This window comes from Flavobacterium rhizophilum (assembly GCF_046000485.1).
GTDB lineage: Bacteria > Bacteroidota > Bacteroidia > Flavobacteriales > Flavobacteriaceae > Flavobacterium > Flavobacterium rhizophilum.
Map to the genome: position 1 here is coordinate 42,176 of NZ_JBELQB010000016.1, position 24,956 is coordinate 67,131.

At 39.3% G+C, this 24,956-nt stretch carries 24 protein-coding genes and 1 riboswitch; of the genes, 8 read left to right on the forward strand and 16 right to left on the reverse strand.

The features are described from left to right. Nucleotide 1: 1 nt before the first annotated feature. The 4 genes from ABS768_RS16645 to ABS768_RS16660 form a co-directional block, all read right to left on the reverse strand. A complete protein-coding gene (locus ABS768_RS16645; RefSeq protein ID WP_408076088.1) occupies nt 2-262 on the reverse strand; it encodes a hypothetical protein in 261 nt (86 codons plus the stop codon). Between the two features lie 100 nt (nt 263-362). Next, complete coding sequence (locus ABS768_RS16650) at nt 363-1,142, reverse strand: ABC transporter ATP-binding protein (protein WP_408076089.1); 780 nt, start codon at nt 1,140-1,142, stop codon at nt 363-365. Nucleotides 1,143-1,154: 12 nt separating this feature from the next. After that, the gene (locus ABS768_RS16655) at nt 1,155-2,186 is read right to left on the reverse strand and encodes an iron chelate uptake ABC transporter family permease subunit (RefSeq protein ID WP_408076090.1); all 1,032 of its coding nucleotides are present in this window, start codon (nt 2,184-2,186) and stop codon (nt 1,155-1,157) included. A gap of 6 nt (nt 2,187-2,192) precedes the next feature. Then, entirely contained in the window at nt 2,193-3,332 is a 1,140-nt protein-coding gene (locus tag ABS768_RS16660) for an ABC transporter substrate-binding protein (RefSeq protein WP_408076091.1), read from the reverse strand. A gap of 48 nt (nt 3,333-3,380) precedes the next feature. Further along, nucleotides 3,381-3,583, forward strand: a riboswitch (cobalamin riboswitch). Between the two features lie 32 nt (nt 3,584-3,615). Here ABS768_RS16660 and ABS768_RS16665 point away from each other — a divergent pair. Then, a complete protein-coding gene (locus tag ABS768_RS16665; RefSeq protein WP_408076092.1) occupies nt 3,616-5,448 on the forward strand; it encodes a TonB-dependent receptor plug domain-containing protein in 1,833 nt (610 codons plus the stop codon). A 22-nt stretch (nt 5,449-5,470) separates the two neighbouring features. Then, nucleotides 5,471-6,508 (forward strand): YncE family protein, encoded by a 1,038-nt coding sequence (locus ABS768_RS16670; protein WP_408076093.1) that lies wholly within the window; start codon nt 5,471-5,473, stop codon nt 6,506-6,508. A 75-nt stretch (nt 6,509-6,583) separates the two neighbouring features. On the opposite strand, the gene ABS768_RS16675 is transcribed toward ABS768_RS16670, so the two are convergent. Then, nucleotides 6,584-8,047 carry a S41 family peptidase gene (locus ABS768_RS16675; protein WP_408076094.1) on the reverse strand — a complete coding sequence of 488 codons (1,464 nt, stop codon included), beginning with the start codon at nt 8,045-8,047 and terminating at the stop codon, nt 6,584-6,586. 115 nt (nt 8,048-8,162) lie between these two features. Between ABS768_RS16675 and ABS768_RS16680 the strand changes: the two genes are divergently transcribed. From ABS768_RS16680 to ABS768_RS16700, 5 genes are read left to right on the forward strand one after another with little or no spacing between them, the layout of a single operon-like run. Beyond that, entirely contained in the window at nt 8,163-8,678 is a 516-nt protein-coding gene (locus ABS768_RS16680) for an RNA polymerase sigma factor (RefSeq protein ID WP_408076095.1), read from the forward strand. Further along, the gene (locus ABS768_RS16685) at nt 8,659-9,096 is read left to right on the forward strand and encodes a hypothetical protein (RefSeq protein WP_408076096.1); all 438 of its coding nucleotides are present in this window, start codon (nt 8,659-8,661) and stop codon (nt 9,094-9,096) included. The genes ABS768_RS16680 and ABS768_RS16685 overlap by 20 nt, the downstream gene beginning before the upstream one ends. 3 nt (nt 9,097-9,099) lie before the next feature. Next, complete coding sequence (locus tag ABS768_RS16690) at nt 9,100-9,543, forward strand: DUF4252 domain-containing protein (protein WP_408076097.1); 444 nt, start codon at nt 9,100-9,102, stop codon at nt 9,541-9,543. A 33-nt stretch (nt 9,544-9,576) separates the two neighbouring features. Further along, on the forward strand, nt 9,577-10,101 hold the full coding sequence (locus ABS768_RS16695) for a DUF4252 domain-containing protein (RefSeq protein ID WP_408076098.1): 525 nt from the start codon (nt 9,577-9,579) through the stop codon (nt 10,099-10,101). A 5-nt stretch (nt 10,102-10,106) separates the two neighbouring features. Further along, entirely contained in the window at nt 10,107-10,667 is a 561-nt protein-coding gene (locus ABS768_RS16700) for a DUF4252 domain-containing protein (RefSeq protein ID WP_408076099.1), read from the forward strand. Nucleotides 10,668-10,721: 54 nt separating this feature from the next. Here the strand turns inward: ABS768_RS16700 and ABS768_RS16705 are convergent, their stop codons facing one another. The 8 genes from ABS768_RS16705 to ABS768_RS16740 form a co-directional block, all read right to left on the reverse strand. After that, a complete protein-coding gene (locus ABS768_RS16705) occupies nt 10,722-11,165 on the reverse strand; it encodes a sterol desaturase family protein (RefSeq protein WP_408076100.1) in 444 nt (147 codons plus the stop codon). Between the two features lie 11 nt (nt 11,166-11,176). Next, the gene (locus ABS768_RS16710; RefSeq protein WP_408076101.1) at nt 11,177-12,016 is read right to left on the reverse strand and encodes a phytoene/squalene synthase family protein; all 840 of its coding nucleotides are present in this window, start codon (nt 12,014-12,016) and stop codon (nt 11,177-11,179) included. Further along, nucleotides 12,000-13,511 carry a phytoene desaturase family protein gene (locus ABS768_RS16715; RefSeq protein WP_408076102.1) on the reverse strand — a complete coding sequence of 504 codons (1,512 nt, stop codon included), beginning with the start codon at nt 13,509-13,511 and terminating at the stop codon, nt 12,000-12,002. Before ABS768_RS16715 ends, ABS768_RS16710 begins: the two co-directional genes overlap by 17 nt. A 55-nt stretch (nt 13,512-13,566) precedes the next feature. Next, a complete protein-coding gene (locus ABS768_RS16720) occupies nt 13,567-14,466 on the reverse strand; it encodes a MerR family transcriptional regulator (RefSeq protein WP_408076103.1) in 900 nt (299 codons plus the stop codon). Between the two features lie 411 nt (nt 14,467-14,877). Beyond that, entirely contained in the window at nt 14,878-15,546 is a 669-nt protein-coding gene (locus tag ABS768_RS16725; RefSeq protein ID WP_408076104.1) for a hypothetical protein, read from the reverse strand. A gap of 117 nt (nt 15,547-15,663) precedes the next feature. Further along, entirely contained in the window at nt 15,664-16,866 is a 1,203-nt protein-coding gene (locus ABS768_RS16730; RefSeq protein ID WP_408076105.1) for a Ca2+-dependent phosphoinositide-specific phospholipase C, read from the reverse strand. A gap of 207 nt (nt 16,867-17,073) precedes the next feature. Then, nucleotides 17,074-18,147 carry an NAD(P)H-dependent flavin oxidoreductase gene (locus ABS768_RS16735; protein WP_408076106.1) on the reverse strand — a complete coding sequence of 358 codons (1,074 nt, stop codon included), beginning with the start codon at nt 18,145-18,147 and terminating at the stop codon, nt 17,074-17,076. A gap of 20 nt (nt 18,148-18,167) precedes the next feature. Continuing rightward, on the reverse strand, nt 18,168-18,548 hold the full coding sequence (locus ABS768_RS16740; RefSeq protein WP_408076107.1) for a nuclear transport factor 2 family protein: 381 nt from the start codon (nt 18,546-18,548) through the stop codon (nt 18,168-18,170). Nucleotides 18,549-18,847: 299 nt separating this feature from the next. Here ABS768_RS16740 and katG point away from each other — a divergent pair, with 299 nt between their 5' ends. Continuing rightward, nucleotides 18,848-21,121 (forward strand): catalase/peroxidase HPI, encoded by a 2,274-nt coding sequence (gene katG, locus ABS768_RS16745; RefSeq protein ID WP_408076108.1) that lies wholly within the window; start codon nt 18,848-18,850, stop codon nt 21,119-21,121. A 51-nt stretch (nt 21,122-21,172) separates the two neighbouring features. On the opposite strand, the gene ABS768_RS16750 is transcribed toward katG, so the two are convergent. The 3 genes from ABS768_RS16750 to ABS768_RS16760 all read right to left on the reverse strand — a co-directional run bounded on the left by ABS768_RS16750 (nt 21,173) and on the right by ABS768_RS16760 (nt 24,924). Continuing rightward, nucleotides 21,173-22,336, reverse strand: coding sequence for an FAD-dependent oxidoreductase (locus ABS768_RS16750; RefSeq protein WP_408076109.1), 1,164 nt, complete (start codon nt 22,334-22,336; stop codon nt 21,173-21,175). A gap of 28 nt (nt 22,337-22,364) precedes the next feature. Then, on the reverse strand, nt 22,365-23,123 hold the full coding sequence (locus tag ABS768_RS16755; RefSeq protein ID WP_408076110.1) for a DUF6597 domain-containing transcriptional factor: 759 nt from the start codon (nt 23,121-23,123) through the stop codon (nt 22,365-22,367). A 235-nt stretch (nt 23,124-23,358) separates the two neighbouring features. Further along, entirely contained in the window at nt 23,359-24,924 is a 1,566-nt protein-coding gene (locus tag ABS768_RS16760; protein ID WP_408076111.1) for an arylsulfatase, read from the reverse strand. Between the last annotated feature and the right edge of the window lie 32 nt (nt 24,925-24,956).

Genomic DNA, 24,956 nt, shown 5'->3' on the forward strand with positions numbered 1-24,956 from the left:
ATTATTTGTCGTTTAAGGCTTTTTCAAACTCTTCCTGTATCCTGCTGTTGGATATAAGCATTGGTTTTTTATCAATGGTTATGGTAATATCATCTCCATCTATACTATAGGAACCCGAGAATTTTCCCAAAGGGGTACTGCCTTCAAAATTTCCGTGCTGGTCGTCTCCGGCAAGATTACCCTTGTCGCCTATAGAACTTTTTATCTTGTTTAGCAGACTTGTTTTATCACCCGGATAGGTTATTGTAAACTGATTAGCCATGATTATTTAGGTATTGGTTTACAGTAAAGTTACAGAATAATAGGCGAGGACTGTGTTTAGCTTTTGTTAAATGCGTAAGAAAAAGCCGAAGTCAAAGTGCTTATTCCTTCACGGTAAAACCACCCTTTTCAGCATCAAAAGTTATGCTGTCATCATTAAATAACCTGTTAAAAACCTTGTTGCTAATTAAATTAGCAGGAGAGTCCTGTATTACTTCCTGTTTAGTCATTACAACAATCTCACTGCTTAACTGCAGGGCAAGGTCTAGGTCATGTGTGGAGTAGAGTATGCATTTATCGGTTTCCTGTGTAAGCTTTTTCAGGAGTCTTAACAGGCTTACCTTATGCAGTAGGTCTAAGTGAGTGGTAGGCTCGTCCAGTACTATAAAAGGCGTGTCCTGTGCCAGGGCACGGGCGATTAGCACCTTTTGTAACTGTCCGTCACTTATTTCATAATACTTTCTGTCTGCGAGATGCTCAAGTTGGGTAAGTTGAAGTGCCCTTTTTACCTGTAGCTTATCTTCTTCGGTAAGTGTGCCTAACCAGTTGGTATAAGGCTGCCTTCCCAGTGCAATAAGTTCATAAACCGTAAGGTTGCTTGGCGGAAGCTTCTCGGTAAGTACCACGCTTAGGTTTTGAGCCAGTTCCTTAGGGTTGTGTTGAGTTAGGTTAATTCCGTTAAGCTGAATAATCCCGCTAATAGGCGGCTGAATTCCGGTTAAGGTACGCAGCAGGGTAGATTTACCTATACCATTGGCACCTATTAATGCGATAAGCGTACCTTTTTTAAGGTTGAGGTTAATATGCTGTGCAATAATAGCTTCCTGTTTTTTTTCAGGATAACCAATACTAAGATTACTTGCCGCTAATACTGTTTCCATCACTTTTTGAATTTAACTGAATACCCCTTTCTTTTTCCTGAACAAAAGCCATATCACTATTGGCGCACCAATTATAGATGTAATACCGTTTATAGGTAATACAAAGCTGCTTCCCGGCCATTGGGTTACCGTATCGCAAATAAGCATTATGGCAGCACCTGCAAGCAGTGTTGCCCAAAATAATACCAGATGGCTACTGGTTTTAAACAGTAGTTTTACAATATGGGGTACGGCAATACCTATAAACGAGATAGGTCCTGTAAATGCCGTAATACAGCCCGTAATAATACTGGTTGCCAGTATGATTGTAAAGCGTGTTTGGCTAAAGTTTATCCCAAGGCTTTTGGCATAACGTTCGCCAAGCAGCATAGCATTAAGCGGTTTAATACAGGTAACGGCTATAGCAAGTCCAAGTAGACTGGCACTCCATAGTATAGTGATGTTTTCCCACGAAAGATTACCTAAACTTCCCAATGCCCAAAACGTATATTTTTGTAGCTGTTCGGCATTACTGAAGTAAGACAGTACACCTACAATGGCCCCTGCAAAACTCCCGAACATTAAACCTACAATTAGTATTGCCATTGTATCTTTTAGCCTTTGTGCTACTATCAATACAGCCAGTAATACCAGTAAACTACCAAGGGTAGAGGCAAGTACGAGTCCGTATGACGATGAGAAAAAACTACCTACGGCAGGTACAATCCCGGCACCTAAAATAACAATGGCTACCATAAGGCTGGCTCCCGAACTCAAGCCTAAAACACTAGGCCCTGCCAATGGATTGCGGAAGAGCGTTTGCATAAGCAATCCGCTTATTGACAGCCCCATGCCCACAATAATTGCAGTTAGCGCTTTAGGAAGCCTGTAGTTGATTATGATATATTCCCATGCCGACTTTGAAGCACCTTTGCCAATAAGGCTGTTAAACACTTCCCTGAGGGGAATACTAACCGATCCCAAACTGATATTAACCAAAAACAGCGCCACAAGGCTAATGCCAAGCAGTATAAAAATAAGTGTATATCGTTTGGTGTACAGCACGGTGGATTAGTTTAATTTTTCAAAAAAGTAAAGTTCGTAATCCGGCAACAGTTCCGGGTGAAATATCTTGATAAGATCTTTTAAAACAAGATCTGGCCTTGTGGCCGAAAGCTCATAATATACATATCCTCCGGTTGGACCTCTTTTAGTACCAAAGGAATATACTTTCTTGTTTTTAAATGACCGGAACTGCCCATAATGCGGGTTGCTTTCAGTCATTTCGTTAAGAGATGTATAGCTGTTTGGTCCAATCCAATATTCGGCATTTTCGGCTTTATCCAATACGGTTTCAAAGGAGAGGCTAAGACTTCCGGTCCCATCTGTATCTTTCCAAAGATAGTCGGCATTGGCATCTTTTAAAAACTGCGCTCCCCAACTTCCTCCCTGTGGCAGGTTCCATTGATCCTGAAACATTGCGCCTGCCATAACAGTAGGTTTTTCGGTAGTGTTTTGTGCTATTTTTTTAGCTTCATTATAATCTTTTACTATCTGTTTAAAAATAATATCGGCTTCTTTTTCCCTGCTGTAAAGTGCCCCGAAAAACTTAATCCATTCGGCTCTTCCAAGCGGGCTTTGCTCGGTCCAGTCACCATTGTATAAAACGGTTAGCCCGCTGTTTTGCAGGGTGTTCATGGATTTGTTGTTACTACTTATACTAAAGCCCACAACAGCATCGGGGGACAGGTCAATCATAATTTCGGTATTCAGTCCTTCGTTTTGACCTACGTCTTTAACCAGTCCCGAATCAATACGTTTTCTTGTCTTTTCGCTTGAAATGAAGTCAGTACCGGGGTAGCCTACTAAAGTGTTTTCCACACCAAGCATTTCCATTGCCGGTATGTGTGTGGTTGAAGTCACCACAATTGATTGCAGCGGTACCTGTACAGTAGTATATTTTTTAAGACTATCGGGCACAACAGCATCTTTTTTCTGCATAACATAAGTGAAGGTTTCCGTAGCATCAGGCCACGGGTTGGTCACTTTTACTATGGTATAACCGGGGTGTTTGTACAACTCCAGTCCGCTGGCGTAAACTATTGAATTCTCTACAGTTTCGGTAGTTTCTTCGTGTGCTTTTTCCTGTTTTTTACAGCCTGTTACTGCCAGTAATAAAAAAAGAAGAATAGGGTAGTGTAAGATTTTCATAACAAATATTAAGCTGCTGCAAATGTATAAATTTCAATATTAATCCTATATTTGCACCCAACTTTAGGTTATAGTGTGCCGGCCGCACACTGTATTAAAAGGGAATCAGGTGCAATACCTGAGCTGTTCCCGCAACTGTAAGCTATATCCCTTTTGGGAGGCTGTTGTTAACTGCGAGCCACTGCCTGTATGGGTGGGAAGGTAAACAACAGTACGCAAGCCAGGAGACCTGCCTTTAGTGTTAACAATTATCGAACCTTCGGGAAAAAAGGTTCTGGAAATTATGACATTTAACAGACTCATCCTTGTATTAACTCTTGTATTGTGCCATCAGCTTTGGGCGCAGCAGGATACTATTGTCCCTTTAAAAGAGGTGATAATATCAGACACGCAATTGCGTGATTTTTCAAATACGCAGCAGGTACTGGTATTAAACGATTCGGTTATCGGGATAAATCAATCATCACTTACTTCATTTTTAAACTACAATACCACCATCTATTTTAAGGAAAACGGACTGGGTATGGTTTCGTCTCCGTCATTCAGGGGAACAACCGCTCAGCAAACTGCTGTGATATGGAACGGTATAAACATAAACTCCCAGTTAACAGGGCAAACTGACTTTAACGTAATAAATACCCGCGACTTTAATGCCATAGATGTTAGGGCAGGAGGCGGAAGTGTTATTTATGGTAGTAGTGCCATAGGCGGGAGTATTCACCTGAACAACGAACTTGAGTATAAAGAAAAATTCACTAACGAGCTTAGGGCAAACTTCGGCAGCTTTAATACACTTGGACTGCATTATGCAGGGACAATGGCTACAAATAAGTTTAGCGCATCCCTTAGCTTTACCAGAAACAGCTCTGATAACGATTATGATTACGTAGGTAAGGAGGGGCATAATCTTAACGGGCAGTATTATAACAACAGTGCCTCGGCTACAGTGGGGTATAAAATCAATCAAAAAAATGTCCTTACCTATTACGGCTACCTGTTTGATGGGGAAAGGCATTTCTCGCTCATATTTCCATCGGAAACAAGAACGAAGTATGATAATTTTGATACAAGGAACATGCTGGAGTGGACAGGCTATTATGGCAGGTTTACCTCAAAACTAAAGGCTGCTTACCTGAGTGAGAAGTACAAGTATTTTGATAATATTTATAAAGACGATTATACCTACGGAAAATCAGAATCTATAATAGGGAAGTACGACCTGCTCTTCCAAATTAACAGTAAAATGAAGCTAAACTCGGTATTGAACTTTACCCAAACCAAAGGGTATGGTTCCAATCTTGAGGGTGCCGAAAGGCATATAGGTTCGGCTAGCGTACTGTTTAGTCATTCGGTTACTGACAAATTAATGTATGAGGCGGGTATAAGAAAAGAGGCTACTAATAATTATGAGAGTCCGTTTTTGTATTCGGCAGGAGCAAAATATCGTTTTTCCGATTTTTACATGCTAAGGGTAAACGGATCTAAAAACTTCAGGATACCTACTTTCCAGGATTTATACTGGCAGGGTAGCGGTAATACCGACCTGAAACCCGAAAGCTCAATACAGGGAGAAATAGGTAATGAGTTTACCGTTAAAAATGCCAGCCTAACCGTAACGGGGTATTATATAAAACTTAAAGATATGCTGCGCTGGCTGCCTACGGGTAGTGTGTGGCGACCACAAAATACCGACAGGGTTAAAACCTATGGTATAGAAACGGTATTTAAATACAATAGGGAATTTAACGGACACAAATTGGGGCTTACCGCAGTTTATGGTTATACCCGTAGCGAAAACGAAGACACCGGTAACCAGCTTATATATGTGCCTTATCATAAAGGATCGGGGACGCTGTCTTACGCATATAATAAACTTACTGCTTACTATCAGTTTTTATATACCGGAGAGGTGTTTACAAGATCGGACAATAACTCGAGGTACAATATAGATGCCTATACTACAGGTAACCTAGGTGCCGAATATACTTTTGGAAAAACGACTACTTATAAACTGGGAGCACAGGTGCTTAATGTTTGGAATGCTGATTATGTTAGTGTAGACAGCAGGCAAATGCCAGGCAGAAACTTTAATTTTTATTTCACTTTAAAACTCTAACTTAAACTTAATAACTATTATTATGAAACTTAAGAATTCATTATTTGCCTTATTGGCCGGTTCTTTATTTTTTGTATCCTGTAGCAGTGACGACGATAACGTATCTGTTGCTTCCGGTGCTTATGAGAACGGAACTTTTGTACTAAACGAAGGTAACAGTAACCCGTCTACAGGTACTGTGTCTTTTATTGGTAACGACGGTACTGTAGAGCAGGATATATTTACTGCTGTAAACCCTGATGCTCCTGCTATAGGTACTTATTTGCAGTCAATGTTCTTTAGTGATGATTATGCATTTATCATTTCGGGTCAGGCAAATAAAGTAACTGTAGTAAACAGAAATACTTTTGAATTTGTTGCAAGTATCGAAACTGATTTCAGTAACCCTCGTTATGGTGCGGTTATTAACGGTAAGGCTTATATTACTAACACATCTAATTATGCAGATCCGGATGATTTCCTAACAGTGATTGATCTTGCAAGCTTTACTACATCTACAGTAGAACTTAACAATTATGCCGAAAGAGTACTTACAGAAAACGGTAAGCTTTACATTACTAACGGATACTACGGCAGCGGAACATCGGTAACTGTATTCAACCCTGCAAACAATACTGTTGAAGCAGTTGTTGAACTTGGTGATTCTCCAAATTCTTTTGACGAAGAAGATGGTGCTTTATATGTAATGGGTGATACTCAAATAAGCAGAATAAACCTGGCAAACAATACAGTTAGCGGTACTATTGAGCTTACTGCTGAGATGTCTGGTGCAAAAAATCTTACAATTTCTGATAATTCTATATACTATACTGTCGGAACTAGCGTTTATAGCTTATCTTTGAACTCAACAACATTGCCTACAGAAGCTTTATTTAGCTATGAGTCAGGTTCTCAATGGGGTGCAATGTATGGGTTTAATGTAAGTGAAGGTAAGGTATACATTGCTGATGGCGGTGACTTTGCTTCAGACAGCGAAATTTATATTTACGGTACTAATGGTACATTAATAAGCACACACGTAGTAGGAGTTGGACCTAACAGTTTCTACTTTAACAATTAAATTACTAGCTAAAATAAAGTAATTTTGTTTATGTTTAAAAAGAAAGGCTTCCCTAGGGAAGCCTTTCGAATTTTATTATGGTAGCTTTTTTATAAGATGACCTAAATTTTGCGGTACCTCTTCAATATACATTTCATCGCCAAATGGCTGCATGGTTTTAGAGGTTTTAAATATTTTATGTTCTCTTGCAGGTTGTTGCGGCATCATTCGTCCGTTAGCTGTAATCTGGCCAATCGCAGTTGCCAGTAATGGTTCGCCAGGGTTTCCTATTGCGCCAAGGTTATCATAATCTTCAGGCATCTCAATATCAGGGGTTATACCTTCCTCATAGTCGCCAAAGTTATTTTTATTTACTATTTTAAGTACCAGAGGCTGCATAGCATAACGGTGACTTGGGTCTACATCATTTTTAGAAAAATCAGCAGAATCATATAATGTAACCGATCCGACATTTTTACCAATGGTAGTAGTACCTATCTGTACTACATCAATATAAGGTTTAAGGCAGTTAATTACCAGTTCACTGGCAGAAGCCGTACTTCCTGTTGTAAGTATATATACCTTATTAAGGTTAAGATGATTAATTCCTGTTCCGTCACTTAACGCTCCGGCAAAGTTATTTACCAGTGCATTTGGGTTATTGTTTTCAAAGTAATCCTGTAGTTTAGGGTTCCACTGTTCTTTAGCCAGTAGCTGTCCTTCAAACTGACCTGTAATCATGCTGGCAAGGTAGGTTGCCGTACGTACCGATCCGCCTCCGTTATAACGCAGGTCAAGCACCAGTTCGTTAACTCCCTGTGCTGCAAGGTTACCAAAAGCAGTATTCAGTTCGTTATCATAGCTGCTAAAAAAACCATTGTACATAAGGTAACCAATAGTTTTACCGCCTTCGTTATATACCACATCGGAAAAATAAACCGGGTTTTCACCATATTGAAATTTGGTAAGGCTAACCTCTTCACCGTTTGGGGTAATAGTCCCGTCATTATAATCGGCAAGATTTAAGGTATAACTTTCGGCAGCTAAAAGACTTCTGTAGTTGGCAGGTGTAAGGGGAGTTCCGTCTACAGCATAAAATATATCGCCACGTTGAATATCTTTAGTAGAAGCATCACTATCGGGTAATATATAACGTACATATCCAAATATGCTGGTTTGTGAAGCATCGGTATACACAAGTCCAAATTCTACTCCGTTACTTTTAGCTACACCCTGTAGGGCAGCTTCCAGTACGTTATAGTCGGGTACTAAAACACTAAACCTGTCGCTTTTGGCAGGGTTTGTTGGATCTACATATAAAAGGCTGTTAAAAAGACTCTCAGGGCTGGAATAGCTTTGTAAAAAGGCATTAAGCTCTCCCTGGTTACCAAACCTGTCGTCTGCAAGGTTTGGGATTTCCGGTTGCCATAAATAATACAGGTTAAGCCCCTTCCATATAAAATCGTTTACCGGAACGGCATTATCGTCCATATCTTCACAGCTTTGCAGGGCAAAAGCAGAAATAAGCAGTAAGCTAAGGGCAATACTTATCTTTTTCATATATAGCAGTTTTAAGTATAAAACGTAAATTTAATATTTTTAATATTATTTGTAACAAAAAACAGGGGTATTCGTCTTCCTATTATAAAACCGCAAACAACGATAGCAAATTATTATGAATCAAACGGAGTTCGTAAATATTATTACTCCTTTTAAAGACCGTGTTTTCAGGCTGGCAAAACGGCTGTTAGTTAGTAACGAAGAAGCCGAAGATGCTACTCAGGAAGTTTTGGTAAGGTTATGGAAAAATAAGGCTAAGCTGGATAACTATTCGAGTGTGGAAGCCCTGGCTATGACAATAACAAAAAACTACTGCCTGGATCAGTTAAAGTCTAAAAGGGCTACCGAATTGCGGTTAGTACACTCAAACTACAGTGACCGTGAACCGGGACTGCAAAAGCAAACCGAAGACCGCGACACATGGGAATGGGCAGAGAAAATAATGAATACGCTCCCCGAACAACAGCGGCTTATTTTGCAAATGCGGGATGTAGAGCAATACGAATTTGAAGAGATTGCCAAAATAATGGAGATGAACGAAACGGCAGTGAGGGTGGCATTATCCAGAGCCAGGAAAGCACTGAGGGACGAATTAACTAAAATGCACAATTATGGAATTAAGAGAAATTGAAATACTTATAGATAAATACTTTGACGCAGAAACCAGTATTGCTGAAGAAAACCAGCTTAAGATGTACTTTTCTTCACACGATGTGGCGCCTCATCTGGAGCAATACAGGCCAATGTTTGGGTATTTTGCCCATGAGAAAAACCAGCGCTTTGAAAAAACGATACCATTAAAAACCAGAAAACGATATGTTGCATGGCTATCGGTTGCTGCAAGCGTGGTGATTTTACTTGGGGTGTTTACCTTTATTGACAGGCAGCCTAATGATAATGACCTTGGTACCTTTGATGATCCCGAAGTGGCTTTAAGGGAAACACAAAAGGCATTAAACTTACTGTCGCAAAATGTAAATAAGGGGGCAAGCACTATAGGATATCTCGAAGAATATGAATCATCAAGAAAAACAATCTTTAAAAAGTAAAAAATGAAAAAGCTTATAGTAACCTTAGTAGTAATGCTGGTACCGGTGCTGTTTTATGCACAGGGAGCATTTGATAAATTTGACGACGTAGACGGTATAGACGTTATTGTTGTTGATAAAAGTATGATAGACCTTGCCGGAGAAATGAAAGTAGGTAAGGATGAACAGAATCTGGTAACTAAATTTACCGAAGGACTAGATAACCTAAAGGTGTATAGTACCGATGTGAAGAAGTATAAAAAACAACTAAAAGCCGCGGTAAAAGACTATCTTAGGGATAATAATATGAAAGCGCTGGTGAGTGTAAAGGATGACGGTGAGGAAGTAAAAGTGTATGCAAAACAAACATCGGGGGCAGATACTTTAGACGAAGTGCTCGTATTTGTTAACGGCGGTGACGATGATGAAACATTAGTTGTTACCTTTACCGGCAAAGTAAAATTGTAATAAAGTACCATAAACTTAATATAATACCACAAAATGAAAAAGCTGATTATAACCTTTGTATTAGTGCTAATGCCTACTTTGTTTTTCGCTCAGTCAATGTTTGACAAGTTTGAGGATGAAGATGAGATAGTATCTATACTGGTTAATAAAAAGATGTTTGAACTTATGAGTGAGGTGAAAGCCGACTCTGGCGATGAGAGTACTAAACAGCTTTTCAGTCTTATAAAAAGGCTGGATAACCTGAAGGTATTCACTACCGAAAATGCTAAGTTCAAAGCTGAAATGAAAAAAACCGTGGATGCTTACCTTAAAAAATACCCATTAGAGGAACTGATGCGTATTAGCGAAGGTGGGCAAACCATTAAGATTTACGTAAAAACCGGAGCAACCTCATCTGAAGTTAAAGAACTGCTTATGTTTATTAACGGAGGAGACGGTGATGATACAGTTTTAATGTCGCTTACAGGTACTTTTGATCTTAAGGAAATATCTTTCCTTACTGATTATATGAAGATACCGGGAGGTGATAAACTAAAAAAAGCTTCAGGTAAAAAATAAAAATTATGAAAACCATCCATTATCTTTTCGGGATCATGCTTGCCCTTATGCTAAGCTTAGTGTCATGTGACTCGGGTCCGTCATTACAAAAGTACTTTGTAGAGAAATCAAACTCTAAAGATTTTCTTGCCTTTGATTTAGGAACCAGTATTATAAAGAGTGATAAATTGAATTTATCACCAAAAGAGACAAAAGCGCTTGATGCAGTTAAAAAGCTCAACATCCTGATTTTTAAAAATGGGAACGAGAATAGCCAACTGTATACAGCCGAAGCTAAAAATGTAAAAGGGCTGCTTAAAACTGGAGGCTATGAAGAACTGATGCGTTTCGGTTCGGGTAAAAGCGGAGGCAGTATAAGTATGCTTGGCGAAAATGATGATATAGATGAGTTTGTAGTTTACCTGCATCAAAACGGAGACAGCTTTGGGGTTATAAGGGTTTTAGGCGACGATATGACTCCCGGTGATGTGTTTACTGTAGTACAGCTAATACAAAAATCAGGACTGGATATAGCGCAGTTGCAACCGGCTCTTGATGCAATGAATATTAATAATAAAGAAGGTTAATTTGATATAAATAATAGTTCTTAAAACGAAAAATCCGCTCTTGTAGCGGATTTTTTATTTTTTGAAATATTTAAACGGAACGATGAGCATTCCAAAACATTCGCCATGTTCTTTCCCTAAATGTTTGTGGTGCATTTTATGTGCTCTCCTTACTGCTTTTGCATAACGGTTATTGGCATTGCGCAAAAACTTAAAGCGCTGGTGTATAAAAATATCATGTACAAAAAAGTAAGCTATACCATAGGCGAGTATACCCAGCCCGATGGCAAGACCAATATCGAGTATCTGGTATTTCCATAAAAGGAAAAAACCAATACTTACCAGTGCATAAAATATAAAAAAGGCATCGTTACGTTCAAACCACGAGTCGTGGTCTTTGCGGTGATGATCCCTGTGCAGGCTCCATAAAAAACCGTGCATAATGTATTTATGGGTAAACCACGCCATAAACTCCATAATGAAAAAGGTTAATATAAATACCAATATGTAAACTAACATGGTTTTGATTTTTATATAAAGTTAAAACGATAATTTAAATAACACTGTGCTAATAAGCCAAACTTTTGATAATTAGGTACCCTTATTCTTCTCGTTTTAATTTCGGGAGATGGGGTAGCTTTTAGTTTTTTGAGTAGTTTTTTGTAATAGGCATAAGCAGTATATACACCAAACTTAGCTTCTACAGGTAGCATTAAAATCCCTTTGTAACCTTCGGCTAGGTCGGCTTCAATTTCCTCTACTATCTGCTTCTTTATATCGTCTGTAATTTCGTTAAGGTTTAGCGAAGGGAAGTAGCTTCTTCCAAGTTCTTCGGTATCAGCCTTAATATCCCTTAAGAAGTTTACCTTTTGGAACGCCGATCCTAATCGCATGGCAGATCCTTTAAGCTCTTCATATCGGGTATCATCATTATTTACGAAAACCTTAAGGCACATAAGCCCCACCACATCTGCAGATCCATAAATGTATTCGTTATATTCGGCAAGTGAACTGTAGTCCTTTTTTACCAAATCCTGTTTCATACTCTTCATAAAAGCATCAATCAGTTCTTTAGGTATGTTGTACTGGTTAGCCGTATGCTGAAACGAATTCAGTACAGGGTTCAGGCTAATTTTGTCACGCAGGGCATTATTGAGGTCTTTTTCAAAAAGATCAAAAAGCTCTTCCTTGTTGTAGTCGTGAAATGTATCTACAATTTCATCGGCAAAGCGCACAAAGCCATAAATATTATAAATATCCTGTCTTATGCGGGGTGACAGCATTTTAACGGCAGAGGAGAACGAAGTACTGTATGACCTTGTTACATTCTTGCTGCAATCAAAGGAAACTTTATCAAATATTGATTTCATAACGTTTGGTAAAAGTTTGTTTGGGTTGTTTGTATAATTGTTTTTCTATGAGTCCCGCTACCAGTTTCCCCGATATTAATGCAGGGGGAACGCCAGGTCCGGGAACGGTGAGCTGTCCCGTAAAAAACAGGTTTTTTACTTTGTTGCTTTTAAGCCCCGGCCTTAAAAAGGCGGTTTGCAACAGGGTATTGGCCAGGCCATATGCATTTCCTTTATAGGAGTTGTAATCGTTTACAAAATCGTTTACACAAAATGATTCTTTAAAAAGTATACTGTCTTTAAGGCTTTGTTGTGTAAGGTTTTCAAGCCTTGTCATTATTTTTTCAAAATATTGCTCTCTTAATTTTGGGGTATCTTCTAATCCCGGTGCAAGCGGAATTAAAAAAGTACCTGCTTCCATTCCCTGCGGAGCTGTGTCGCTATCGGTTTTTGCCGAAAAACTGGCGTAAAACAAAGGCTGCTCGGGCCATTTTGGGTTGTCATAAATATCGGCAGCATGTTGGTCAAACTCCACATCAAAGAACAGGGTATGATGTTCTACATTTTCTACAGGCTTGTTGAAACCAACATAGAATAATAGGGAAGAAGGAGCAAAGGTTTTCCTCTCCCAGTAGCCCTCACTGTATTGCCTGTACTTTTTGTCTAAAAGTGTTTCGGTGTGGTGGTAGTCGGCACCGCTTAATGTGATGTCGCCTGCTATCCTTTCTCCGTTTACAATAATATGTGTGGCACACCCGTCTTCATCCACTTCAATTTTTTCTACATCAGCATTGGTAACAAATTTTACTCCCTGTTCAATAGCCAGTTGTTGCATGGCTTCCACCACGCTAAACATTCCGCCCTTAGGGTACCATGTACCAAGGCCAAAATCGGCATAGTTCATAAAACTGTAAAAGGATGGTGTGTCGCTTGGTTTTGCACCTAAGAACAGTACGGGGAATTCCAGTATTTGTACCAGTTTTTTGTTTTTGAATTCCTTACGGATATCTTTAGAAATGTTGCCGAAAAATTGCCCGAGCTTAGCAATGGTTTGTGGGGTAACCAGCTCTAGTGGGGATAAACCCGGGCGGTATACTAAATCCTTTATGGCAATATCATAGTTACTTTTTGCTTCAGCTATAAATTTGCGCAGTTTCCTGCTGCTGCCGGGTTCTGTTTTATCAAACACACGGCATATTTCGTCAAGATTATCACCAATGGTTATAAAATCATTCATGCCAAAGCAAACGCTATAGGCTGGTGATAGCTTTTTTAACTCATAATAATCTTTAGGACGTTTGCCGAAATCTTCAAAAAAACGCTCAAAAACATCAGGCATCCAGTACCATGTAGGTCCCATATCAAAAGTAAACCCGTCTTTTTTTAACTGACGTGCCCTTCCGCCTATGGTACTGTTTTTTTCATAAACGGTAACATTGCTGCCAGAGCGGGCTAAATAAGAGGCAGCTGCCAAAGAGGAAAATCCTGATCCGATTATGTTTATGGTAGTGTTCATTTGTTTAATAAAAATAGAAAAAGATTAAACATTAACAAAACAAATTTTTGTTAAATTATATGCTGTTGGTAAATTCAGCTATGCTTTCAAACACCTTAATGTTGTTGTTTAAAATATCCTGATCAAGGAATTTTCCGTTCCTGCCAAAAATATACAGTCTGGTGTCGTTATCGTTTACTACCTGCTGTTTAAGGTTGTTTACGTAATTACTTATTTCGTTGTTATCTGGCGCAATAGTGCTATAGGTTATAAACGTAATTTTGTTAAAATAGGTTTTTACATCCCTTAGATTATCTAATGGTACGCTTTCTCCTAAATATACGGTTTTATAGCCGTTAAGTACCAATTCGTAGTTAAGAAACATAAGTCCCAGTTCATGTATTTCGTTTTGAGGCAGGTATAAAACGTAAGTCCTGTCGGTTTTTGAGGGAGGGGTTATTTGTATCTTTTCGGTATTTGAAGCAAGCTTCTGCTTAATCAAATAACTTATAAAATGTTCGTGTGCCGGAGTAATAGTGTTGGTTTGCCACAGATAGCCTATTTCACTAAGTAGTGGTATAAAGAACTCGTGGAATATTTCTCTAAATGACTTTTCCTGTAGTAATGAGTTGTAGGTGTTTAGAAACAGTGCCTGGTCAAAATTCATCATGGACAGTTTAAAGTTGTTCAGTACATGATCTGCAAGATTGTTTTTTGATAAAATCTCTTTAACCAGTACAGGTAACTTTTCGGCTGGCATCTTTGATATAGCCGATATTTTATAGCCAAAGTTGTGTAATGTGGTTATATTGAGTAGTTTCTGTAAGTTCTCAATGTCATAAAAACGTATGTTGGTATCAGTACGCATGGGTTCAAGGATGTTATATCTTTTTTCCCATATACGAATGGTGTGTGCCTTGATACCCGAAAGGTTCTCAAGGTCCTTGATATTGAATACGTTTTTAATTGTGTTCATTGTTTTTATAAAATAGTTAAACAAAATTAGTAAAAATAATTTTAATCTAATCATAAATAAATAAGGGTTACGTATTTTACTTGGTTAGATTTAGTGTTTTCCTGTATTGTAAACCATTTTATAGTATTCGATTTTTGTGCATGTAAACCGACCTACGACGGGTTATGCAATGTTTGTTCTATTATAGCCTGCTTTGGGGACAAAGCGGGTTTTTTTGTGCTCAAAATTTGTGTTACGTATTTTCCGTAATAAAATTCAGTATTTTCCTGTATTGTAAAATTGTAGGGCTAATCTCATCTTTGTATCACAACAAACCAATCGATCAATCTATTAACGCAAGTTTTAGAGATAAAGAAGCCCCGCTAAATCAACGGGGCTTTTTTTATGAACTACAGATAAAGTTTATGAAGTTTAAAATGAAAACTCTTTAGCGCTTACTTGGTTGTCCCACATTACTATACAGTTTTGAGACGGAATAAAATTCAGCTTTTCAGCCTCTGCAGGGGTATAAGTGTATTTACCGTTTTTAAAGGTAATATTTATGTATTGGTGCTCATCCTTCAGTATTTCGGGAGAGAAAAGAATAATATCATTCCAGCCGTTGGTGGTTTTATCGCTCCTGTAAATAGGGGAGTATAAATTTTTAAAAACAGCTATTTCATTCAGGTCATTATCTAAAAGCAGGTAAGTACATCCTTCTGCATTACAAAAATAACTTCCATACAGATGTACAAAATAATCGTCTTTCCCGTCATTGTTAAAATCAGTTTGAAAAAAACTAAATTTTCTGTCGGCTGGTTTTAGTACGTCAAAGTCTTCAAGGTATTTTTGATGTAGAAATGTTTTAATTTTCTGTGCCGATTCCTTGCTTGTTGTTAGTGCAGAATAGTTTTTATTCTCGGAATTACCAAGGGTAGGTTTCAGTATCCCCATAGTGTCTGTAGGAGATTCTTTAGTACCTTTTTCAGTATCAATACTATTATTGTCATTATCGTTTATGGCAGGTTTGCAAGAGTGTAAAAAAAACAGGGATATAATCCCTGTAATGTAAAAAAAATATATTTGTAAGTTGGATGCCATTGCTTGGTTTTGTAAGGATGCAGCAAATATAATATAGTGTCTAATTTATTGAAAAATAAACCGCTATGTTTTCGTTTAAGGGTAAATAAACACGATGAAACAGCTTTTGTTTAGGTGCTATTCCAGTGCAATACCGGTTAGGAAAATTTCGGTATCACCTTGTGAGTCCGATAGTCTCGAAGCCTTTTTTGTAAGGTACTTGCTATTCTTTATGTTTTTAAAATAATAGCCGTTTTCTTCGCCTTCAGCCCTTATGGCAAGCCATAGTTCATCTTCGGTATATCCGGCAAGCGGGATGTAGTTCATCTTGCTGTTAAGGTATTCCTGCGTTTCCTCATTTTTAAGAGCAAATCCTTTTCCGTGCTTTTCAAAAATAAAGGTGCAAACCTCATTTTTAAACCTGCGGCACATTTTACTGGCCTTGTTGGTTCTGTATTCGTTATTGGCCTTATTTTTAAGATATCCCTTTACGGTTATTGCTTTGCGTCTTAAAGGTACAAGGGGAGAGATTTCTGCATCGTCCGATGCATTTAACCTATCGGTAGCTATAACACTAAAGTTATGGGCAATGGCATATTCCCAGGCATCGCTATTGTTTACGTTATATAAACGTGTTATATAATTAGCATCATGATAAAAGCCCAGTTTTTTTTTGAATAGTTCTTTATATGGTTGGTATTGAGAATATATGGTGCTAAAAAAAACAATATTCCCTTTTTCCGGAATCTCCTTTAAAGTAGATATAACACCTTCGCTAAAACAGTATCGTTTTTCAATATCGGTATTGGCATATTTGTCTTTACGGTCAGAATTTCCTGTAAGGCAAAAAATAAATTTTCCCTGCATTTGGGCTAAGGTAGGCCATCCGTAATTTTTTACGTTTTCGGCAAGGCTTAGGCTACCATTTTTAATAAGTTGCCCCGGTTTAAAAATAAGTTCTTTCTTAAAATAACATGTAAGGTAGGTGTCTATTTCATCATGAAAGTTTGCGTCAATACCGTTAAGGCTATTAATGTTAAGATTTATAAGTACAGGATAATGATTTGGTGCGGAATTGTGCCATTCCTGCAGCTTTTTCAAATAAATACTTAATGATGCTCCGTTTATGGTATGGCTTGAAAGGGCAAAAAAGCCCGGTTCTATACTTTTATAAGCAATAAAAGGGGTACTATGCCTCCATGCCACAAATTCAAGACTAAGGCAACCGCAATTGTCGGGTACATTTGGATTAAAAGCCAGTTGTTCCTCCAGTGCTTCTCTGTTTTTACTGCAATTGCTGGAAGCCTTAAAGATGACCTGATTGTACTTTAAGCTTTCCATCGTTAAATATTGGTTGGTTGGTTTATATGGCAAAGTTATGGCTATCCGTAAAGGTTTCCGCGAGTATAATTACCTGTTTTTTTAAACTGCGTAAAAACACCTATTAGTTCTAAAGGTGCGGTTTAACAGGGGTAATAAAAAAAGTCCGCCACATAATTTAGTGACAGACTTTACAGATGTAATTACCTGTTTTTAGTTGTATAGTAATCAGCCTAGTATATCTGTTGTGTCTGCAATAAGGGATTTCATTAGTACATCCGCTTTTCGATGTTTAAGTATGGGGGCTATTTGTCCTCCCCAAAAAAGAACCATATCGTGTTTTTGTTTTTCCAGTGCTGCTTTTCTTAAAAAGGACATAAAAGTTGTTTGCAGGGGGAAAGGGAGTAAATCATTTTCCTTACCTATTAAGTCAAGCCCTAATTTTGTATTGATGCCTCTCCCCAGGCGACCAGTATAGGCACGGGTAAGCATTGTGTATTTTGCGGCATCACTAAATAAGGCTTCTTTATGTGCCGGCAATGCCCCCGATTCTTCACATGCCAAAAAAGCGGTGCCTATTTGTACGGCATCGGCACCCAGGGTAAATGCTGCGGCTATCCCGCTACCTGTGGCAATACCACCGGCTGCAATAACAGGAACATTTACTTTTTCCTTTATGAGTTGTATTAATACAAAAGTACCTGTGGTAGACTGTTCTGCAGGGGCAAGGAATGAAGGGCGGTGACCTCCGGCCTCAAACCCCGAAGCTATTATCATATCTACTCCGCTATTGTTTAATGCAACAGCCTCATCGAGTGTTGTGGCAGCACCTACCAGTTTTATGTCGCGTTTACGACATTGTTCCATTACATCTTCCGACAACAGGCCAAACATAAAACTGAATACTTTAGGCTTTATGTCAAGTATAGCCTGTAACTGATTTTCAAACCTTGATTTAAAAGGGACAGGCTTATCGGGCATTTCAATGCCGGCTTTGTCAAAATAAGATTTAAAGCGTTGTTTGGTATATTCGTAGACTTCGTTGCTTACGGTGCCGTTTACGGCATCGGTGTCTGAAACCCAAAGATTAATGTTATAAGGGTTATTGGTAAGTGACTTAATTTGTTTATCAATGTCGTAAATATCCTGTGGGCTCATAGTGTAGGCACCATACCCTCCAAGACCTCCCATGTTTGAAACAGTGGCTGCCAGTCTTGGTGTAGAGAGTCCGCCACCAAAGGGTCCCTGCATTATTGGATATTTAATGCCAAGTATTTCGGTTACTTTATTATTGTACCACATGGTTTAAGATTTAAAAGTTATTATTCGGTTACATTTGTGAAGGCTTTATTTACTATTACCCATTGATTGTTAAGCCTATGGAAAGTAAGTAAATCGTAGTAATTAAAGGTATACATTTTTACGTTGACTTTTGCCATTGCTATAGTGTTAATCACCTCTATCGATATGATTATTCCTTTAAAGTCTGTGCCCGAATCCTTTGGGCTTACCCTGCTGGCAACTCCCTCTAAGTATTCTTCCAGTGTTTTGGCATAGGGTTGCCCATTTACATCGCCAAACAGCAGTGTGCCGGGATTAAAAAGTTCTTTAAGCAGGTTAATATCCCCTTCATACAATCCTTTAAAATATAGCTGTTGGAGTTTTTCGGCAATAGCCAAACTATCCTGTTTTGTAGTTTCCATGTATTAAAGTTTGGTTACAAAACAAAGTTCGCTATTAAAGAGTGGTAAAGAGGGTGACCTATATCACTTTTAAAATACTAGTTAATTATAGAGATGATTTTCATATAAAATGATAGTCTTAAAAGCAGGGTATCATGTAATTCTATTTTTAAGGGTTTGTAAAATAGTTTTTAACTATTTTAATATAGAATTAATTGATTTTAAACTCCTTTGATTATCTCTCTTAAAATCATAACTTTATATGGTTGAGTAACAACAAAAATTGAACAAAGTATTAACCAATCATAAAGTATTGAATTATGGGAAAAGAAAACGATATCAGTAAATGTCCGTTTCATAACGGCAATATGAAAAGTAATGTTGCCGGAGGGGGGACCCAAAACAACGACTGGTGGCCTAAAAGGCTAAAGGTGAGTTTGCTGCGACAAAACTCATCGCTGTCTGACCCTATGGATAAGGACTTTAACTATGCTGAAGCTTTTAACAGCCTTGACCTAGAGGAAGTGAAAAGGGATTTGCATGCTCTGATGACTGATTCTCAGGACTGGTGGCCTGCCGATTTCGGACATTACGGTCCGTTATTCATCCGTATGGCATGGCACAGTGCGGGGACGTATCGTGTAGGTGATGGTCGTGGTGGTGCAGGTGCCGGGCAACAGCGTTTTGCCCCACTTAATAGTTGGCCTGATAACGTTAGCCTTGATAAGGCACGAAGACTACTTTGGCCTATCAAACAGAAATATGATAAAAAAATATCATGGGCCGATTTAATGATACTTACCGGTAACGTGGCTTTAGAGTCTATGGGCTTTAAAACATTCGGTTTTGCCGGAGGCCGTGAAGACGTTTGGGAACCTGAAGAAGATGTATACTGGGGTAGCGAAACAACCTGGCTTGGCGGAGACATCCGTTACGGGCATGGTTCTGAGGGAGTAGTGGAAGGACATGGCGTAACAGTGTCCGACGATGATGCCGATGGTGACAAACATACTCGCGACCTTGAAAATCCTCTTGCAGCCGTACAAATGGGACTTATATATGTAAATCCTGAAGGGCCTGACGGAAACCCTGATCCTGTGGCAGCAATAAAGGATATTAGAGATACTTTTGGCCGTATGGCAATGAATGATGAGGAAACGGTGGCACTTATTGCCGGAGGACACACCTTTGGTAAAACACACGGTGCCGCATCTGCCGATCACGTAGGTGCCGAACCGGAAGGTGCCGACCTAGAGTTACAGGGACTGGGCTGGAAAAACAGCTACGGTACAGGTAAAGGTGGTGATACCATTACCAGCGGACTGGAAGTGACCTGGACTAAAACGCCTACACAATGGAGTAACAACTTTTTTGAAAACCTGTTTGGCTACGAATGGGAACTGACTAAGAGCCCGGCAGGGGCACACCAATGGGTGGCTAAAAATGCCGATAACATAATACCTGATGCTTTTGATGGAAGTAAAAAACACAGGCCTACAATGCTTACTACCGACCTTTCCCTGAAATTTGACCCGGAATACGAAAGGATATCAAGACGTTTTTATGAAAATCCAGATGAGTTTGCCGATGCTTTTGCAAGAGCATGGTATAAACTAACACATCGTGACATGGGGCCTAAATCCCGTTACCTTGGTCCTGAAGTGCCACAGGAAGAATTGTTATGGCAGGATCCAATCCCTGAAGTGAACCACGAGTTGGTAAACGACAGCGATGTGGCTGCACTAAAGGCAAAAGTACTGGAGTCGGGATTAAGTGTGTCAGAACTTGTATCTACAGCTTGGGCTTCTGCCTCAACCTTCCGCGGATCAGACAAAAGGGGAGGAGCAAACGGTGCACGTATCCGTTTAGCACCTCAAAAAGACTGGTTGGTAAACAACCCTGTACAGTTACAAAAAGTATTGGGTAAACTGGAAGATATTCAAAACAGCTTTAATGCCGCTCAGGGCGGAGGTAAAAAAGTATCACTGGCCGATCTTATTGTTATTGCAGGGGCTGCCGGAGTGGAGAAAGCTGCCAGAGATGCCGGACATAATATTACCGTGCCATTTGCAGCCGGGCGTATGGATGCCTCACAGGAACAAACCGATGTAGAACAGTTTGGTTACCTTGAACCGTTTGCTGATGGTTTCCGTAACTACCGCAAGGGAAAATCACAGGTATCTACCGAAGAGCTTTTAATAGACAGGGCACAACTGCTTACCCTAACAGCGCCTGAACTTACAGTGCTTTTAGGAGGTATGCGTGTACTTAATACTAATTTTGACGGATCGAACTATGGTGTGTTTACCGACAGGCCGGGGCAGTTAACAAATGATTTCTTTGTGAACCTGCTGGATATGAATACCGAATGGAAAGCCACGTCAGACGAAAGGGAAACCTATGTGGGTGGCGACCGTAATACAGGTAAGGCTAAATGGGTAGGTACCCGTGCCGACCTTGTTTTTGGTTCCAATTCAGAACTAAGGGCGGTTGCTGAGGTATATGCCAGTGCCGATGCCAAAGAGAAGTTTGTAAACGACTTTGTTGCTGCCTGGAATAAAATTATGAATGCAGACAGATTTGATTTAGCGTAATTATATTGTTTACTAGTTATTGTAAAAAGCCAGTCGGGAGACTGGCTTTTTTTATTCCATTTCGCTAAACATCTGTACCATTGCATTAGCAGCATCTTTAGAGTGCATGCGCTCTCCATTATCAAGAGACTCCTTCGCTATAACAGATGCTCTTTTGCGCATACCATTCTCGTAGGCTTCTATAGCTTCATGAACAGTAGCATACTCGTTTGAGGTTAGGTATTCGCTAAGCTCTAAAGCATCTTTCATTGCCATGTTTACACCTTCTCCTGCAAACGGAGGCATTACATGCGCAGCATCGCCAAGAAGAGTGAGGTTAGGTTGTGGTTCCCAATACTGGTTTAGCGGCATGCAATAAATAGGGCGGGGTATATACGGAGTATCTATGTTTTTAAACAGTTCAAGCCAACTGCTGTCCCATTCGGTATACTCGTTTTTAAACCATTCCAGTAACTGTTCTTTACTATTACAGTCTATACCATTAGCCTTTGCCCAGTTTTCATCGGTTTTAAGGCTAATGTAAAAGCCAAGGTCTCCGTTGCCTTTAAGTCCCATAAGCAAACACTTTCCGTTACCAAAAGCCATTATCTTGCCGCCATTGGTTAAGTTATAAATATTTGGAGCGCCTTTTTTGGCATTAGGTACACTTACCTCAATCATGGTAATACCTGAATAGAATGCTTTAATATCGGTAAGATAGGGGCGTATTTTTGAGTTGGCACCATCGGCAGCAATAACAATATCGGCATAAGCAGTAGTTCCGTTTTTAAAATGCAGTAACCATCCTTCGTTTTGCTTTTCCATAGCAATAAAATGACAGTCCCATACTACGGTTTCGGGTTGCAGGGAATCCAGCAGTAACATGCGTAACGGACCACGGTCTATCTCAGGGCGGAAGCCTTCATTGTTAAAGTCTTCTCCGGGAGCAGTGTCATGGTCGCTAAACAGTACTTCACCAAGGTGGTTTGTCATGGTAAGTCTGTCGGCACCGGGGCGGTAGGCTTTTTTGAATTCCTCAAGCAGGTTAGCAGCACGCATTGCTGCAATCCCCGAATCCTTATGAAGATCCAGTGGCGAACCCTGCACACGGGCATGCTTGTTAAAATCCCTTTCGTATACTTTTACATTGACTCCTTTAAGTTGCAGGAGCCTTGCCAGTGTTAGTCCGCCGGGACCACCACCTACAATAGCTATTTTTTTGTTGTTTAATTTCATACCATTAATTTTAATTAACGGTACAAAGTTATTTTCGTTTCAGGAGGGATAATAGTACAAATCGGTCGTCTTTGTTTTTAGACAGTTCTTTTGGTACTACGCCCGAGAATTTTTTTATCTCCTTAATGAAGTGGTTCTGGTCGGTAAAGTTAAGTTCGGGGAACAGTTTTCCTTTGGCAACATGTTCCAGTGATTTCCTAAAGCGGAGTATATTACAATACGACTTTAGGGAAAGTCCAAGATACTGATTAAAGTAACGGTTAATTTGCCTGCTGCTCCATGATACACTTTCTGATAATTCCTGTACGCTCATTTCCCCTTTGAATTCGTAGATAAGGTTAAACAGTTTACGTTTCCTTTCGTCAACCTCTTTCGGAATAAGTGTTTTTACCTTATCTGATATCTTTTTATAAAAGGCATCAAAATCGTTGAGGTCATTATCGTTAAAACCCCAAAAGTTGTTAGGGTAGTTTTGGGCACTGTTTAGAAAGTCGGCTATGGAAGTCTGTAAAATATATTCCACCGCCAAAGGTTTAAAGCTAATGGCAAAGTTTAGTGTTTGTGGTGGTACGCTTCGCTGTTCGGCTTCAGTTTCAAGCCCCATGAGTGTTACATGAAATGGCTCGGTAGCTGATCGTGAAAAAAACAGGTCAATGCGTCCGTCGGGCAATACAACAACTTCTCTTGGTTCATTTGCCGGATTATGAAACACCCCAATACTTTCTACAAAGTCGGCTAGCGATTCTTCCGGTTCTATGAATTTACAATAAAAAGTATTGTTGTTCATGGTTTTTTTACTTCTTGAGGTAATATTAAAATTTGTCCTTCTTCAATGTTCCAGTATTTATATACAAGGTCTGTTTTAGGTTCAAAATAAGTGTTATCTATAGTGTATATATTCCCGCTTGATGCTTATTTAAGTGCAGGTATTACTTAGTTTAAAGGCGCAATTTACTTATAAGTATTAAAACAAAAACCGCTTAATAGCGGTTTTTATGTATCAAGAAAACAGATTTACGAAATTAATGACCGCTACTGTTTACATCGGTCATTATTTTGTCCAGCATTCCGCTAAAGTCAATTGATTTGGCTCGTTGTACGGGAGGATAATCGACCATCGAATTTTTAAAATCATTAAGGTTCATCATTATAAAGTCGTTTACAAACTGTTTTGACTGTATAGCCCATGTTTGAGCATCGGTATTCTCATATCTTTCAAACGGATCCATCCTGAGGTTAAACATTAACGGGAATTTAAGTTTGGTGTAAGCACCATAATAATTTTCGGTTGTCTGGAAATTTACTTTCCAGTTCCCCATGCGAATAGCCATTAGGTTAGATTCATAGAAATACAGGAAATTGTTTCGATAACTTTTTTTACTTTCTCCTAACCAGTAGTCAAGATTATTAACGCCATCTATATATTGTTTTTTCTCATTGATAATTTTTTTGCGTACATCTTTAACTCCGGCAGCAGCAGCTAATGATGTAAACAAGTCCATGTGTGTTTGAATACCGTTTAAGTATTGTCCCGGTTTTATGTGTCCGGGCCACATTACCAGTGTTGGTACTCTAAGGCCACCTTCGTAAGTAGTCATTTTATCACCCCTGAAAGGTGTAACGCCCGAATGGAACATGGCTTCCTGTTCAGGTCCGTTATCTGTTGTATAAATAACAATTGTATTTTCAAGTAAGCCATTTTTTTCCATATAGTCAAGAAGTTCACCAACCATCTGGTCGTGTTCCATAACTCCACTACCATACATATCGTCGCCAGATGTATATTCGCGGGCTAAGTATCGTGACTCATTAGAAAGATGTGTGTGCATGTGCATCCTTACAGGGTTTAACCAAACAAAGAAAGGTTTGTTATCGTCACTGGCATCTTTCATGAATTGCTGTGCTCTGCCAAAGAAATCCTTGTCAATTGTTTTCATCCACTCCAAAGTAAGTGGGCCAACGTCTTCGACTGTTTGTTTTCCTATTCTGCCAAATCGCTTATCGGTAGTGCCATCATCTTTTGTTGAAGCGAAAGAATGAATAACACCACGTGGTCCCCAGTTTTTTCTATACTCAGGATCGGTAGGGTAGTCATTGTTCTCTAATTCTTCCGATACGTTTTGATGGTACAGGTTTCCGTAAAATTCGTCAAAACCATGTACTGTAGGGAGATTTTCATTATGGTCGCCCAAGTGGTTTTTTCCAAACTGTCCGCAAACATACCCCTGTGTTTTAAGGACTTCTGCCAGTGTAGGGGATTCTTTTTGCAGACCCAGTTCATCGCCCGGACGTCCTACGGTTGTCATTCCGCTTCTTATAGGATACTGACCCGTTATAAAAGATGCCCTGCCGGCTGTACATGATGGCTGTGCATAATGATCGGTAAATACAATACCCTCGCGGCCTATACGGTCTATATTAGGCGTGGTATATCCCATTGTACCTAAACCATAAATACTGAGGTTTTGCCAACCCATATCGTCAGACATAATAACGAGTATGTTTGGATTTTGACTTTTACTTTTGTTTTGAGCCTGAATATTGAAACAGGTAAAACAAAGCAACAGGTAGAATAAAAGTTTTTTCATGGGTTGGTTTTTTAGTTAAAATTAAGGTTAGA

Bases quoted from the DNA above. Each gene is read 5' to 3' on its own strand.
- ABS768_RS16660 (WP_408076091.1), bottom strand. From the start codon at position 3,332: ATGAAAATCTTACACTACCCTATTCTTCTTTTTTTATTACTGGCAGTA.
- ABS768_RS16690 (WP_408076097.1), top strand. From the start codon at position 9,100: ATGAAAAAGCTTATAGTAACCTTAGTAGTAATGCTGGTACCGGTGCTG.
- ABS768_RS16755 (WP_408076110.1), bottom strand. From the start codon at position 23,123: ATGAACAACAATACTTTTTATTGTAAATTCATAGAACCGGAAGAATCG.
- ABS768_RS16685 (WP_408076096.1), top strand. From the start codon at position 8,659: ATGGAATTAAGAGAAATTGAAATACTTATAGATAAATACTTTGACGCA.
- ABS768_RS16650 (WP_408076089.1), bottom strand. From the start codon at position 1,142: ATGGAAACAGTATTAGCGGCAAGTAATCTTAGTATTGGTTATCCTGAA.
- ABS768_RS16645 (WP_408076088.1), bottom strand. From the start codon at position 262: ATGGCTAATCAGTTTACAATAACCTATCCGGGTGATAAAACAAGTCTG.
- ABS768_RS16760 (WP_408076111.1), bottom strand. From the start codon at position 24,924: ATGAAAAAACTTTTATTCTACCTGTTGCTTTGTTTTACCTGTTTCAAT.
- ABS768_RS16700 (WP_408076099.1), top strand. From the start codon at position 10,107: ATGAAAACCATCCATTATCTTTTCGGGATCATGCTTGCCCTTATGCTA.
- ABS768_RS16725 (WP_408076104.1), bottom strand. From the start codon at position 15,546: ATGGCATCCAACTTACAAATATATTTTTTTTACATTACAGGGATTATA.
- ABS768_RS16705 (WP_408076100.1), bottom strand. From the start codon at position 11,165: ATGTTAGTTTACATATTGGTATTTATATTAACCTTTTTCATTATGGAG.
- ABS768_RS16750 (WP_408076109.1), bottom strand. From the start codon at position 22,336: ATGAAATTAAACAACAAAAAAATAGCTATTGTAGGTGGTGGTCCCGGC.
- ABS768_RS16735 (WP_408076106.1), bottom strand. From the start codon at position 18,147: ATGTGGTACAATAATAAAGTAACCGAAATACTTGGCATTAAATATCCA.
- ABS768_RS16680 (WP_408076095.1), top strand. From the start codon at position 8,163: ATGAATCAAACGGAGTTCGTAAATATTATTACTCCTTTTAAAGACCGT.
- ABS768_RS16740 (WP_408076107.1), bottom strand. From the start codon at position 18,548: ATGGAAACTACAAAACAGGATAGTTTGGCTATTGCCGAAAAACTCCAA.
- ABS768_RS16710 (WP_408076101.1), bottom strand. From the start codon at position 12,016: ATGAAATCAATATTTGATAAAGTTTCCTTTGATTGCAGCAAGAATGTA.
- ABS768_RS16675 (WP_408076094.1), bottom strand. From the start codon at position 8,047: ATGAAAAAGATAAGTATTGCCCTTAGCTTACTGCTTATTTCTGCTTTT.
- katG (WP_408076108.1), top strand. From the start codon at position 18,848: ATGGGAAAAGAAAACGATATCAGTAAATGTCCGTTTCATAACGGCAAT.
- ABS768_RS16715 (WP_408076102.1), bottom strand. From the start codon at position 13,511: ATGAACACTACCATAAACATAATCGGATCAGGATTTTCCTCTTTGGCA.
- ABS768_RS16695 (WP_408076098.1), top strand. From the start codon at position 9,577: ATGAAAAAGCTGATTATAACCTTTGTATTAGTGCTAATGCCTACTTTG.
- ABS768_RS16670 (WP_408076093.1), top strand. From the start codon at position 5,471: ATGAAACTTAAGAATTCATTATTTGCCTTATTGGCCGGTTCTTTATTT.
- ABS768_RS16730 (WP_408076105.1), bottom strand. From the start codon at position 16,866: ATGGAAAGCTTAAAGTACAATCAGGTCATCTTTAAGGCTTCCAGCAAT.
- ABS768_RS16720 (WP_408076103.1), bottom strand. From the start codon at position 14,466: ATGAACACAATTAAAAACGTATTCAATATCAAGGACCTTGAGAACCTT.
- ABS768_RS16665 (WP_408076092.1), top strand. From the start codon at position 3,616: ATGACATTTAACAGACTCATCCTTGTATTAACTCTTGTATTGTGCCAT.